The sequence below is a fragment of the Streptomyces sp. NPDC048603 genome, from assembly GCF_043199475.1.
Lineage (GTDB): Bacteria > Actinomycetota > Actinomycetes > Streptomycetales > Streptomycetaceae > Streptomyces.
Map to the genome: position 1 here is coordinate 294,771 of NZ_JBICVY010000009.1, position 14,014 is coordinate 308,784.

Sequence of the window (14,014 nt, forward strand, 5' to 3'; positions counted from 1 at the left end):
ATCCGCCCGCCGACGGACCGCCGCCGCAGCGGCCCCGCCCCGCCGCCGCCCCCGAGGGGCGGCCGGCACCCCACCAGATCGGAACCCACCGTGAACAGCGACACACCGCCCCCGGCCGCCGGTCTCACCGGCCGGCTGCAGGACGGCCCGGCACGCCTGCTGCACGAGGAGGTCCTCGCCCCGCAGTTCGCGTTCGAGTCCCGCCACCTGCTGCACCACTACACGGCCATCGAGAAGGTCCTGGCCGCCGAGTACGCCCGGATGGGCCTGCTCACCGCCGACGAGGCCGCCGCCGTGGCCGGCCTGCTCGACGGCATCGGCCCCGGAACCCTCACCGCGCGCCCCGACGCCAACCTCTCCGACATCGCCTTCGCCGTCGAACGGCACGTCGAGGCCGGACTGGCCCGGCCCGTGCCGCACTGGCACGTGGACCGCAGCCGCAACGACCTCCAGGCCACCGCCCAGGTCATGTACGGGCGGGAGCGGCTGGCCGCGTTCGCCGACGCGCTCCTCGGGCTCGGCGAGACGGCCGTGCGCGTCGCCGACGCCACCCGCACCCTGCCCATGCCCGGCTACACCCACTTCCAGGCCGCCCAGGTCATCACCCCCGGCTTCCACCTGGCCGCGCTGTCCGAGCACGTGCTGCACACCCTCGGCCGGCTGCTGCACACCTACGACGGCATCGACGCCTGCCCGCTGGGCGCCGGGGCCATGGCGGGCCAGGAGCTCGCCTGGGACCGGGACCGGATGGCCCGCCTGCTGGGCTTCGCCCGGCCCCAGCAGAACGCCCTGACGGCGGTGGCGGGCCGCCGCTGGAGCGCCGAACTCACCGGGGAGCTCAGCCTGTTCGGCAGCACCCTGGCACGGTTCGTCACCGACCTGCTGACCTGGGGCGGCAGCGAACACGGCTTCCTCGACCTGCCCGACGAACTCTCCGGGATCTCCTCGGCGATGCCGCAGAAGAAGAACTTCCCCGTCCTGGAGCGGATCCGCGGCCGCACCGCCCACCTGACCGCCTTCCACGCCGACGTACTGCTCGGGCAGCGCAACACCCCGTTCAGCAACCTCGTGGAGGTGTCCAAGGAGGCCGGGACGCACGTCCACCAGGCCGTCGAATCGGCCCTGGGCACCGTCCGGCTGCTGACCGAGGTCCTCGGCCGGATCACCTTCCGGGCCGACCGCATGCGGGAGGTCTGCGCACGGGAGTACCTCGGCGGCTTCAGCCTGGCCAACGCCCTCACCCTCACCGCCGGCGTGCCCTGGCGCACGGCCCAGGTCATCGCCGGGCAGTACGTGGTGGCGGCCGCGCGGGCGGGCGTCGCGCCCTGGCCGGGCGAACCCGAGCTGCTGGTCCGGGCCGCCGCCGCGCACGGGTTCACGCCCGCCGACCCGGGCGGGCTGCTGTCCGCGGCCTTCGACGTCGACGCGGCCCTGGAGCGGCTGTCCTCCACGGGCTCCGCCCACCCGGACGCCGTGGCCGGGAACCTCCGTGCCCAGCGGGTCGCGTACGCCGAACTGGCCGGGGCCTGGGCGCGGAGGACCGCCGCCCGGCTGGAGGGGGCCGCCGAGACGGACCGCTGCCTGACCGGTCCCGCAGGGGAGGAGGTGGGCGGTGCCTTCGGTCACGAGACCCGTACCGGGCGCTGAACTGCCCACCTCGGCCGCTGAACTGCCCGCCCCGGCCGCTGAACCGACCGCTCCCGTCCCGGGTACCGTCCCGGCCGGCCGCACCGGGACCGGACGCGCCTTCGGGACCTTCGGGGAGCTCCTCCAGGGCGCCCTGCCCGAGCCGGACGGCGACTTCCTCGTCACCTTCCCGCTCGCCCGCTGGTCCACCGCCACCTTCCGCCCGGCCCCGCCCGGCACCGGCCCCGGCGTCCGGGTGCTGCCCGCCCACAAGACCAAGGCGCGCCGCGTCGCCGAAGCCGTCCTCGCGGCGGCCGGCGCGGCCGACGGCGGTGTCCTGGAGATCTCCGCGGACCTGCCGGAGGGCAAGGGCCTCGCCAGCTCCTCCGCCGACCTGGTCGCCACCGTCCGCGCCGTCGGGGACGCCCTCGGAATCGCCCTCCCGCCGGACCGGGCGGAGGACTTCCTGCGCGCGGTCGAACCCTCCGACGGAGTGATGCACGACGGGATCGTCGCCTTCCACCACCGGACGGTCCGCCTCCGGCACCGGCTCGGCGAACTCCCGCCGCTCGCCGTGATCGCCCACGACCTGGGCGGCCAGGTCGACACCGTCGCGCACAACCGCACCGCCGGCCCCGTCCCCGCGGCCGACCGGGCCGAATACGCCCGGCTCCTCGACCGCCTCACCCGGGCCGTCGCCCGCACCGACCTGCCCGAGGTCGGCGCGGTCGCCACCCGCAGCGCCGAGCTGCACGCCGCCCGCCGCCCCCGCCCCGGCCTGGACCGGCTGCGCCGGCTCGGCCGGGACACCGGCGGGTACGGACTCGTCCTCGCCCACAGCGGCACCGTGCTCGGCATCCTCCTCGACGCCGACGACCCGGAACTCGACGCGAAGACGAAGCACGTCCGGGACGGCTGCGCCGCCCTCGGCGGCACCGTGTCCGTCCACCGCAGCCTCGGCACCGGCGAAGGCCGGACGCCCACCGGGCCGCCGCACCGCCGCCCCGCCCACCCCACGGAGAACTGACCATGCTCTACGACACCCTGGCCGACGCGATCGGCGGCACCCCCCTGGTGCGGCTCCGCCCCGTCACGGAAGGCGGCACGGCCCCCAACGCTGACCCCGTCACGGACCGCGGCGTGGACCGCGGCGTGGAGGCGTACGCCAAACTCGAACTGCAGAACCCGTTCGCGATGAAGGACCGGGTCGCCCGGCACATCCTCACCGAGGCCCGCCGGCGCGGCGACCTGCTTCCCGGGGCACCCGTCGTGGAGAGCTCCTCGGGGACGATGGCGCTCGGGGTCGCCCTGGTCGGACGTTCCCTCGGCCACGAGGTGCACATCGTCACCGACCCGCGCATCGACCCCGTCACCCTCGCCAAACTGCGCGCCCTCGACTGCCGGGTGCACATCGTCGACGCCATGGGCGCCCAGGGCTGGCAGAGCGCCCGCCTGGAACGCCTCGCCGCGCTCATGGACACGCTGCCCGGAGCGTTCTGGCCCCGCCAGTACTCCAACCCCGACAACCCCGGCGCCTACCGGGGCCTGGCCGCCGAACTCCTCGCCGACCTCGGGCACGTCGACGTCCTGGTCGGTGCCGTCGGCAGCGGCGGCTCCCTGTGCGGGACCGCGCGCGCCCTCAAGGAGACCCTGCCCGGCCTGCGCGTCGTCGGGGTCGACTGCGTCGGCAGCACCCTGTTCGGCCAGCCCGACCGGCCGGGCCGGCTGCAGAGCGGGCTCGGCAACAGCCTGCTCCCCGAGAACCTGGACCGCACCCTGATCGACGAGGTGCACTGGCTCAACGACCGCGAGGCGTTCGCCGCCGCCCGGGAACTCGCCCGCGACCAGCAGGTGTTCGGCGGGAACACCTCCGGCTCCGTCTACCGGGTGCTCACCGCCCTCGCCGCGGAAGCCCCGCCCGGCACCCGCATCGTCGGCATCCTGCCCGACCGCGGCGACCGCTACGCCGACACCGTCTACGACGACGCCCACTGGGAGGCGCACGGACTGCACGAGCTGCCCGCGCCCGGCGCGCCCGCCGACCTCCCGCCGGGCGCCACCGCGCACAGCTGGTCGCGGACCGCCCACCGGCCCCCCGCGGACCTGCGCCGCCACCTGGTGTTCGTCGAGTCCAACACCACCGGCACCGGCATGATCGCCCTGGACCTGGCCCGGGAACTGGACACCGTACCGGTGCTGGTCACCGGCGACCCGGACCGCTACCGGGGACTGGCCGGCACCGGCGCCGAGGTGCTGCGCTGCGACACCAACGACGACGCCGCGCTGCGCGCCGCCCTGCTGAGCCGGTTCCGCCGCGAGGAGATCGCCGGCATCACCACCACCAGCGACTTCTACGTCCCCGCCGTCGCCCGGCTCACCACCTGGCTCGGCCTGTCCGGCAACCCGCCGGAGGCGGCCGCCGCCTGCCGCGACAAGACCGCCCTGCGGGCCGTACTGGCCGCCGCCGGCATCCGGCAGCCCCGGCACGCCGTCGTCCGGGACCCCGCGGACCTGCCCGGGGCCATCGCCCGCACCGGCCTGCCCTGCGTGGTGAAACCCGCCGACGGCTCCGGGTCCACGCACGTCCTGCTCTGCCACGACCCGGAACAGGCCGCCGCCCAGACGGAACTGATCCTCGCGGAGGAGGTCAACGCCCGCGGCATGCCCGCGGCCCGCGCCGTCCTGGTCGAGGAGTACCTCGACGGGCCGGAGGTCAGCGTGGAGACCTTCGGCACCGCCGGCGCCGTCCACCGCGTCGGCGTCACCGCCAAGTCCGTCACCGGCAGCCCCTACTTCGTCGAGCACCGGCACGTGTTCCCGGCGCCGATGGCGGCCGGCCGGGCACGCGCCGCCGCGGACACCGCGGTGGCCGCCCTGACCGCCGTCGGGCTGTGCCACGGCGCCGCCCACACCGAGGTGAAACTGACCGCCGACGGCCCGGCCGTGGTCGAGATCAACCCCCGCCCGGCCGGCGGCATGATCCCCGAACTGGTGCGCCTCGCCACCGGCGTGGACCTGCTGCGGGCGCAGCTGCTGGCCGCCCTCGGCCGGGAACCCGGTCTGACCCCCGACCGGGACGGCCACGCCGGGATCCGGTTCCTGCTGGCCGGCTCCGAGGGGCCGCTGACCGCCGTCGAGGGCACCGGGCCGGCCACCGCCGTCCCCGGCGTCGAGGAGGTCACCGTCACCGCCGCGCCGGGCACCCCGGTACGCCGTCCGCGCAGCGCCGCCGACCGGATCGGGCACGTCATCGCCCGCCACGCCACCGCCGAAGGGGTCACCGAGGCCCTCGACGAGGCCCATGCCCGGCTGCGGATCACGGTCGGCGCGGCCGCCGTGCCCGCCCCGGCCGGCGCCACCACCTGAACTCCCTGAACTCCATGAACTTCCTGAACACCCGGAACACCCGGAACGCCCGGAACTCTCTGCACCACCCGCACTACCCGCACCACCCGTAATCCCACCCACCGCGCACACACGAGGAGTCCTCATGTCCAACCCGTTCGAGAACGACGCCGCCCCCTACACCGTCGTCCGCAACGACGAGCTGCAGCACGCCCTGTGGCCCGCCGCCACGCCCGTCCCGGCCGGCTGGACGGCCGTCCACGGCCCCGACTCCCGCGAGAACTGCCTGCAGTACGTGGAGACCCACTGGACCGACATGCGCCCCGCCTCCCTGGTCGCCGCCCTCGCCGCCGCCGGCTCCGACCGTGGCTGACCGCCCGTTCGGCCAAGGGCACCCCCCGGCCGGGGCGAACCCCGCCCCCGACCCCGTGGACGTGCTGAGCCGGCTGTTCGCCGAGGTGCTCGGCCTGCCCCGGGTCGAACCGGGCGCGAGCTTCACCGGGCTCGGCGGCGACAGCATCCAGGCCATCCAGGTCGTCGGCCGCGCCCGGCAGGCCGGACTCGTGCTCGCCACCCGCGAGGTGCTGCGCAGCGAGTCCGTCCGCGCGCTCGCGGCCGGCGCCCGGACGGCAGGCCCGGCGGGCGGGGCGGCCCGTCCGGCCGGGCCGCCCCGCCGGCTCGGCCCGTTCCCCGCCACCCCGATCATGGACTGGCTCGTGGAGACGGCCGCCCCCGGCGTCCCCGCGGACAGCTACCACCAGTCCCTCGTCCTGCTCACCCCGGCCGCCCTGGACCGCGCCGACGCGGTACGCCTCCTCCAGGCGCTGGCCGACCACCACGACCTGCTCCGGCTGCGCGTGACGGGCGGCACCGGGGCCCGCCCGTGCCGGCCCGCCGTACCGGCACCCGGCAGCGTGGACGCGGCCCGCGTGCTCGACTTCGTCGATGCCCGTGACGTCCCCGAGGAGCTCCTCCCGGAACTGACCAAGCGCCACATCCGCTCCGCCGCACGACTCCTGTCACCCGCCGACGGGACGGTCCTGCGGGCCGTCCTCCTCGACCGGGGCCCGGCTGCGCAGGGGCGCCTCGCTCTCGTCGTCCACCACCTGTCCGTGGACGGCGTCTCCTGGCGCATCCTCCAGGAGGACCTGCGGTCCTGCTGGCAGGACCTGACCGAGGGACGGGAACCGTCGCCCGCCCCGGTGACCACCCCGTTCGCCGAATGGGCGGCGCTGCTGCGGGCCGAGGCCCTCTCGGGGCGCCGTACCGCCGAGGCCGCGCACTGGCACGACACGCTGCGGCCGGCCCCCGAACCGCTGGCCGGCACCAGCCCGCACGGCACCCTCGACCCGGACAGCCCCGACCGGACCCTCACCCTCACCCTGCCCGCGGAGGTGACCGCCCCGCTGCTCACGCGGGCCCCCGCCGCGGTCAACGGCACCGTCGACGACGTCCTGCTGACCGGCCTGGCCCTGGCCGTGCTGGCGTGGCGGCGCCCGTACACCGGCCCGGACGACTCCGGCGCCGTCCTCGTCGACGTCGAGGGCCACGGCCGCCAGGACATCACCGACGCATCCGACACCGCCGACGCACCCGACCTGTCCCGTACGGTCGGCTGGTTCACCACCCTCCACCCCGTCCGCCTCGACCTCGGGGGCACCGACCCCGAGGCCGCCCGGACCGGGGGCCCCGCCACCGGGGACGCCCTGCGCCGCGTCAAGGAAGCCCTGCGGGCCGTCCCCGACAAGGGGATCGGCCACGGACTGCTGCGCCACACCAACCCGCGCACCGCGCCCGGCCTGACCCGTACCGGGGTCCCTGAGCTGGGCTTCAACTACCTGGGCCGGTTCCCGCTCGGCGGCACGGCCGACTGGGAGGCCGCGCCAGGGCACGCGTTCGCCCTGGACGCCGCCGAACCCGGCATGCCCCTGCCGCACGCCCTGGAGGTCAACGCCGCCGCCCACGAGGGACCCGACGGGCCCGTCCTCAGCGCGACCTGGACCTGGTCCGGGAACGCCTACGACGCCGACCGGGTCCGGGCCCTCGCCGATGAGTGGTTCGCCATGCTCCGCGCCGTCGCCGACCACGCCGGACGCCCCGGAGCGGCCCGGCTGACCCCCTCCGACGTGTCCCTGGCCGGACTCTCCCAGACCGACCTCGACCTCTTCGAAAGCCAGCTCGGAGCGCCCCTGTGATCCCCCTGACCCACGCCCAGCACCGTCTGTGGTTCCTCTCCCACGACGCCGGTACGGGCACCGACGCCACCGAAGACACCACCGAGGCCCCTCCGGGGGACGCCACCGAGGACGCCGCCGGGGCCCTGTACACCATCGCGGCCGGCCTGCCGCTGCGCGGACCGCTCGACACCGCCGCCCTGAGCGGCGCCGTCGCGGACGTCACCGCCCGGCACGAGGCCCTGCGCACCGTCTTCCCCGACGACCGGGGCACGCCCCGCCAGCACGTCCTGCCGGCCGGCGCGGCCGAAGCCGCCGACGTGTTCGCCGTGACCCCCTGCGATCCCGACGGGCACCGGGCCCGCGCCCGGGAAGCCGCCGCCCGGCCCTTCGCCCTGGACCGCGAAACACCCCTGCGGGTCCACCTGTTCACCGACGGCGCCGACCACCACCACCTGCTGCTCGCCCTCCACCACATCGCGGGCGACGGCGCCTCCCTCGACCTCCTGCTCCGCGACCTCGCCGCCGCCTACACCGCCCGCCTGACCGGAACCACCCCCGACTGGCCCGAACTCCCCGTCCAGTTCCCCGACTACGCCCTGTGGCAGCGCGAGCTCCTCGGCGACCCGGCCGACCCCGGCTCGCGCCAGGCCCGTGCCCTGGACAGACGGGCCGACGCCCTTGCCGGACTGCCGGCCGAGCTCGCCCTGCCCGCCGACCGGCCCCGCCCCGCCGTGCCCACCCACCGGGGCGCCGACACCTCCGCGGTGCTGGCCCCTGAAGTCCATGCCGCGCTGGCCGGCCTGGCGCGGGCCCGGCGTACGACCCCCTTCACGGCGGTGCAGGCCGCCTTCGCGGCTCTCCTCACCCGGCTCGGCGCGGGAACCGACGTACCGCTCGGCTGCCCCGTCGACGCCCGCGAGGAGGAGGCGCTGCAGGACCTCGTCGGCCTGTTCGTCGACACCACCGTCGTACGCGCCGACACCTCCGGCGATCCCGCGTACGCCGACCTGCTCGACCGGGTCCGCGACGCCGCCCTCGACGCCCGGACCGACGCCGGCCTGCCCTTCGACGCGCTCGTCGAGCGCCTCTCCCCGCCGCGGGCCCCGGGCCGGCACCCGCTGTTCCAGGTCGCCGTGGCCGCCCAGCGGGGCGGCGGACCGGCCGCGGAGTTCCCCGGCCTGCGCACCGGCGCCCCGGAACCCGTGCGCACCGGCACCGCCAAGTTCGACCTCACCCTGGAGGTCACCGAGCACCACCGGCCGGACGGCACCCCGGACGGGATCGGCCTCACCCTCGAATACGCCGTGGACCTCTTCGACGAGGACACCGCCCGCCGCCTCCTGCACCGCCTGGTCCGGCTGACCCGGGCCGCCGCCGAGGCCCCCCACCGCCCGCTGTCCGCCCTGCCCGTCCTCGCCGACGACGAGGCGCAGGCCCTGCGCGGCCGCTGGCAGGGCGGGCCCGCCGCCTCCGACGAGGCCACCGTCCACGGCCTGTTCGCCGAGCGGGCCGCCGCCCACCCCGACCGCCCGGCCGTCAGCTGCGCCGGACGGGAGACGAGCTACGGGGAGCTCGACGCGCGGGCCGAACGGTGGGCCGGCAGACTCGCCGCCGCGGGCGTCCGCGCCGGCGACAACGTCGCGGTCCTGATGGAGCGGTCCACCGAACTGGTCGCCGTCTGCCTGGGAATCCTGAAGGCCGGCGCCGCCTACCTGCCGCTCGACGCCCGCGCCCCCCGGGCCCGTACGGCCGAACTCGCCGCCGGGGCCCGCGCCGGAGTGCTCGTCACCGACGCCCGCCCCGGCGACGGGCACGAGGGTGCCGACGGCACTGACGGCACTGACGGCACTGACGGCACTGACGGCACTGACGGCGCCGACTTCGGCATCCCGCTGACCCTGCGCCCCGAAGCAGCCGACGCGGCCCCCGGCACGGACGTCCGCCCGGTCCGGCCCGCCGTCCACCCCGACGCGCTCGCCTGCCTCATGTACACCTCCGGCTCGACCGGCACCCCCAAAGGCGTCGCCGTCCCGCACCGCGCGGTCGTCGCCCTCGCCCGCGACGGCCACTGGCGCGGCGGCGCCCACGAACGGGTCCTGTTCCGCTCGCCGCACGCCTTCGACGCCTCCACCTACGAACTGTGGGTGCCGCTGCTGTCCGGCGGACTCGTCGTGGTGGCCCCGCCCGGCGACCTCGACCTGGACGCCCTCGTCCGCCTCGTCGAGGAGGAACGCGTCACCGGAACCTTCCTCACCGCCACCCTCTTCAACGCGCTCGCCGACCGCCATCCCGAACGCCTGGCCGGGCTGCGCGAGGCGATGACCGGGGGAGAGGCGGCCTCCGCGGAGGCCGTCCGCCGGGTCCGCGCGCACTGCCCGGACACCACCGTCACCAACGCCTACGGGCCGACCGAGACCACCACCTTCGCCGCGCTCTTCCCCGTCCGCCCCGGCAGCCCCGGCCCGGCCGGGCAGGTGCCCATCGGCCGCCCCCTGGACGGCACCGGGCTGCACGTCCTGGACGCCGCCCTGGCCCCCGTCCCGCCAGGCGTCACCGGAGAGCTGTACGTCTCGGGCCGCGGCCTCGCCCAGGGCTACCTGGGCCGGCCCGGTGCCACCGCCGAACGGTTCGTACCCAGCCCCTACGGCCCGCCCGGCGGCCGCATGTACCGCACCGGGGACCTGGCCCGCCGTCACGCCGACGGCACCGTCGAGTACCTGGGGCGCGCCGACCGGCAGCTGAAACTGCGCGGCATGCGCGTGGAACCCGGCGAGGTGGAGGACGCACTGCTCCGGCACCCCGCCGTGGGCCAGGCGGCCGTCACCCTCGTCACCGGCCCGGCCGGACCCGCGCTCGCCGCGTACGCCGTGCCCGCCGACGGCGCCCGGTGCGAACCGCCTGCGCTCCGCGAGCACCTGCGCGCCCTGCTGCCGGAGTGGACCGTACCCGCAACCGTCACCGTGCTGGACCGGATGCCGGTGACCGCCAACGGCAAGACCGACCACGCCGCCCTGCCAGCCCCGACGGCCCCGGAACGGGGCTACGGACCCACCGCGGAGCCTCGCACCGCCACCGAACGCGCCGTCCGCGCCGTCTTCGAGGAGGTGCTCGGCACCGCACCGGTCGGACTCGACGAGGACTTCTTCGACCTCGGCGGGCACTCCCTGCTCGCCACCCGCGTCCTCGCCGGGGTCCGTGCCGAGCTCGGCGTGCCCGTCGCCGTCCGGCGCTTCTTCGCCGGGCCGACGGTCGCCGGCCTCGCGGCCGCGATCGAGGAGGCCGCCGCCGCCGGCATCCGCGACACCGCCCCTCCCGTGATCCGCCGCCGCTGACCCCCGCCGCCGCGTGCGCAGTCGCGCCGTTAGCACCGCCGCGTGGGCGGGGCGGCCGTACCGCACCGCCGTGTGGGCAGTCGTGCCGCAGGGCGGCACGGGTGGGCACACGGCACACCGGCGCGCACCGGCCGCGCAGCGTGTCCCTCCGCCCCGGCCCTGCCCCCGTACCCGCCCGCCCCGATCCCCGATCCACCGACCCCGTCAAGGACAACCGCATGAACCAGCCCGCACCCACCGCCCCGCAAGTCGAGGACGTACTCCCGCTGTCCCCCCTCCAGGAGGGCATCCTCTTCCACGCCCTCTTCGACCGCACCGGCCCCGACGTCTACACCGCACAACTGCTGCTCGACCTCACCGGCCCGCTCGACCGGGCCCGGCTGCGCGCCGCCGCCGACACCGTTCTCGCCCGCCACCCCAACCTGCGCGCCGGATTCCTGCGCCGCGCCTCCGGCGAACCCGCCCAGGTCGTCCGCCGCAACGTCACCACCCCCTGGCAGGAGCACGACCTGTCCGGGCTCGGCCCCGACGAGCTGAACCGGGCCCTGGACTCCCTCCTCGCCGAGGACCGGGCCCGCCGCTTCGACCTCGACCGGCCGCCGCTGCTGCGCCTGACCCTGCTGCGCACCGGTCCCGACCGCCACCGCCTGCTGCTGACGTACCACCACATCCTGTTCGACGGCTGGTCCTGGCCGGTCATCGTCCGCGAGCTCCTCGCCCTGCACGACGCCGGACCGGACGCCGACCCGGAGGCCCTGCTCGGCCCGGTCACCCCCTACGCCGCCTTCCTGCGCCACCTCGCCGCCCGCGACACCGGAGCCGCCCGCGCAGCATGGTCCGAGGCCCTCGCCGGACTGGAATCCGGCTGCCGCACCGCACCGGTCTCGGTCCCGCCGGGCGCGGTGCTCCCGGCCCGCGTCGAGACCGTCCTCTCGGCGGCCGCAGCCGACCGCCTGACCGCACTGGCCCGCGAACGCCGGCTCACCCCGGGCACCCTGGTGCAGACCGCCTGGGCCCTGCTGATCGCCGCCCAGATACGTTCCGACGACATCGTGTTCGGGACCGTCGTGAGCGGCCGCGCCACCGACCTGCCCGGCATCGACGGCATCGTCGGACTGTGCATCAACACCGTGCCCGTCCGCGTCCGCGTCGACCGCGACGAACCCCTCGCCGCCCTCCTCGAACGGGTCCAGGAGGAACAGGCCCGCCTCATCGACCACCACCACCTCGGACTCACCGAGATCCAGCGGACCGCCGGGGCCGGCGAACTCTTCGACTCCTGCGTCACCTACCAGAACTACCCCGTCGACCCCGCCGGGCTCGCCGCCCTCTCCTCCGGCCCTCTCCGCGTCACCGGCCTCGACCCCCACGACGCCGCCCACTACCCGCTCAGCCTGACCGCCATCCCCGGCGAGGGGCTGCGCCTCCAGATCGACCACCGCCCGGACGTGTTCACCCCGGCCGAGCCACGGGCCCTGCTCGACCGCCTCGTACGCATCCTGCACGCCCTCGCCGAAGACCCCGGCCTGCCCGCCGGCGCCGTGGACCTGCTCTCCCCGGCCGAACGACGCCTGGTGCTGGAGGAGTTCAACGACACCGCCCGCGACGAGGACTACGCCGAGGTCCCCGACCGGGTCCGCCGGATCGCCGCCCGCACCCCCGGCGCCGTCGCCGTCACCGACGAGCACGGCACCAGCTGGGACTACGCCGCGCTGGTCGCCCGCGCTGACGCCGTGGGCGCCCGCCTCCTGGCCGACGGCGTCCGCCCCGGCGACCTCGTCGCCGTGCTCAGCGAGCCCACCGCCGCCGTGCCCGCGGCCGTCCTCGGCATCCTCGGCTCCGGCGCCGCGTACGTGCCCCTCGACCCGGAGGGCCCCGTCGTCCGCACCGCGGCCCTGCTCGCCGAAGCCAGCATCGGCCGCGTCCTGGCCGCCCCCGACCGGCTCGACCGGGCCCGGGAGATCGCCGCCGCCGTACCGGGCGGAGGTCCGCGGATCCTCCCCCTGGCGCCCCCGGCACCCCTGACTCCCCCGGACGGCACGACCGCACCCGCCGGCCCCTTCCGGGCCGACGCCGGCGGCCCCGACGCCCTCGCGTACGTCTGCTTCACCTCCGGCTCCACCGGCAGGCCCAAGGGCGCGATGGTGCACCGCCGGGGCATGAACAACCACCTCCTCGCCAAGCTCGACGACCTCCGGCTGACCCCCGCCGACCGGGTGGTGATGAACGCCCCGCTCACCTTCGACATCTCCGTCTGGCAGATGCTCGCCCCGCTGATCACCGGGGGCCGGGTGCACCTGGTCTCCCGGGACACCGCCCGCGACCCCGCCGCCCTGTTCGCCGACGCCGCCCGCCACGGCATCACCGTCCTGGAGACGGTGCCCTCCTTCGTCCGGGCCGCCGTCGACCTCTGGGACTCCGGGGCCGTCCCGCCCGGACTGCCCGCGCTGCGCTGGTTCGTGGTCAACGGCGAGGTGCTGCCGCCCGAGCTGTGCGTCCGCTGGTACGCCCGCCACCCGGACGCCGCGATCATCAACGCGTACGGCCTCACCGAGTGCTCCGACGACAACACCCACGCCTTCATCGGCCCCGACCCGGCGGCCGAGCTCGAACAGGGCCGGCTGCCCGTGGGACGCCCGCTGCGCAACAACCGGCTCTACCTCCTCGACCCCTCCCTCGCCCCCGTCCCGCCCGGCGTCCCCGGCGAACTGTTCATCGCCGGCACCGGAGTCGGCCCCGGCTACCTCGGCGACCCGCGCCGCTCCAGCGAACGCTACGTACCCGACCCGTACGCCACCGAGCCCGGAGCGCGCATGTACCGCACCGGGGACCTCGCCCGCCTCCGCGCCGACGGACAGCTGGACTTCCTCGGCCGCCAGGACCACCAGGTCAAGGTGCGCGGCAACCGGGTCGAGCCCGGCGAGGTGGAGAACGCGCTGCGCGCCGTACCGGGGGTCACCGAGGCCGTCGTCGTCGCACGGCCCGACCCCGCCGGCGGACTGCGGCTCGTCGGCTACCTCACCGGGGAGGCGGACACCGGCACCGTCCGCGCCGCGCTCGCCCGTACCCTGCCCGGCTACATGATCCCCTCGGTGCTGCTGGTCCTGCCGGAGCTGCCGCTCACCGTGAACGGCAAGCTCGACCGCAAGGCGCTGCCGGACCCGGCGACCTTCGCCGCGCCCGGCGGCCGGGCGCCCGCAGGGCCCGCCGAGGAGGCCGTCTGCGCCGTGTTCGCGGAGGTCCTGGGCCTGGCGTCGGCCGGCCCCGACGAGGACTTCTTCGCCCTGGGCGGGCACTCCCTGCTCGCCACCCGCCTCGTCGGCCGCCTCCGCCCGGCCCTCGGCACCGAACTTGCCCTGCGGGACCTGTACGAGACCCCCACCCCGGCCGGCATCGCCGCCCGCACCACCGCCGCTCGGGAGCAGTCGGACGCGCCGGAACCGCCCCGCCCGCTCCTCCGCCCCCGCGCCCGCACCTGACCCCGCCGCCGTGTGGGCGTGGCGGCCGGTCTACGCGGCCGTGTGGGCAGTCGTG

General features: G+C 76.6%; 7 protein-coding genes. All 7 read left to right on the forward strand.

What is annotated here, in order from left to right:
* Positions 1–90 precede the first annotated feature (90 nt).
* The 7 genes from ACGFQ9_RS24090 (at position 91) to ACGFQ9_RS24120 (ending at position 13,959) form a co-directional block, all read left to right on the forward strand.
* Entirely contained in the window at positions 91–1,647 is a 1,557-nt protein-coding gene (locus ACGFQ9_RS24090; RefSeq protein WP_393576394.1) for an argininosuccinate lyase, read from the forward strand.
* The gene (locus tag ACGFQ9_RS24095; protein WP_393576395.1) at positions 1,613–2,653 is read left to right on the forward strand and encodes a kinase; all 1,041 of its coding nucleotides are present in this window, start codon (positions 1,613–1,615) and stop codon (positions 2,651–2,653) included. The genes ACGFQ9_RS24090 and ACGFQ9_RS24095 overlap by 35 nt, the downstream gene beginning before the upstream one ends.
* Positions 2,654–2,655: 2 nt before the next feature.
* Positions 2,656–4,992, forward strand: coding sequence for a pyridoxal-phosphate dependent enzyme (locus ACGFQ9_RS24100; protein ID WP_393576396.1), 2,337 nt, complete (start codon positions 2,656–2,658; stop codon positions 4,990–4,992).
* Positions 4,993–5,116: 124 nt separating this feature from the next.
* The gene (locus ACGFQ9_RS24105; RefSeq protein WP_393576397.1) at positions 5,117–5,344 is read left to right on the forward strand and encodes an MbtH family protein; all 228 of its coding nucleotides are present in this window, start codon (positions 5,117–5,119) and stop codon (positions 5,342–5,344) included.
* Positions 5,337–7,166, forward strand: coding sequence for a condensation domain-containing protein (locus ACGFQ9_RS24110; protein WP_393576399.1), 1,830 nt, complete (start codon positions 5,337–5,339; stop codon positions 7,164–7,166). The genes ACGFQ9_RS24105 and ACGFQ9_RS24110 overlap by 8 nt, the downstream gene beginning before the upstream one ends.
* Entirely contained in the window at positions 7,163–10,480 is a 3,318-nt protein-coding gene (locus ACGFQ9_RS24115; protein WP_393576400.1) for an amino acid adenylation domain-containing protein, read from the forward strand. Before ACGFQ9_RS24110 ends, ACGFQ9_RS24115 begins: the two co-directional genes overlap by 4 nt.
* A gap of 218 nt (positions 10,481–10,698) precedes the next feature.
* Complete coding sequence (locus ACGFQ9_RS24120; protein ID WP_393576402.1) at positions 10,699–13,959, forward strand: amino acid adenylation domain-containing protein; 3,261 nt, start codon at positions 10,699–10,701, stop codon at positions 13,957–13,959.
* Positions 13,960–14,014 lie beyond the last annotated feature (55 nt).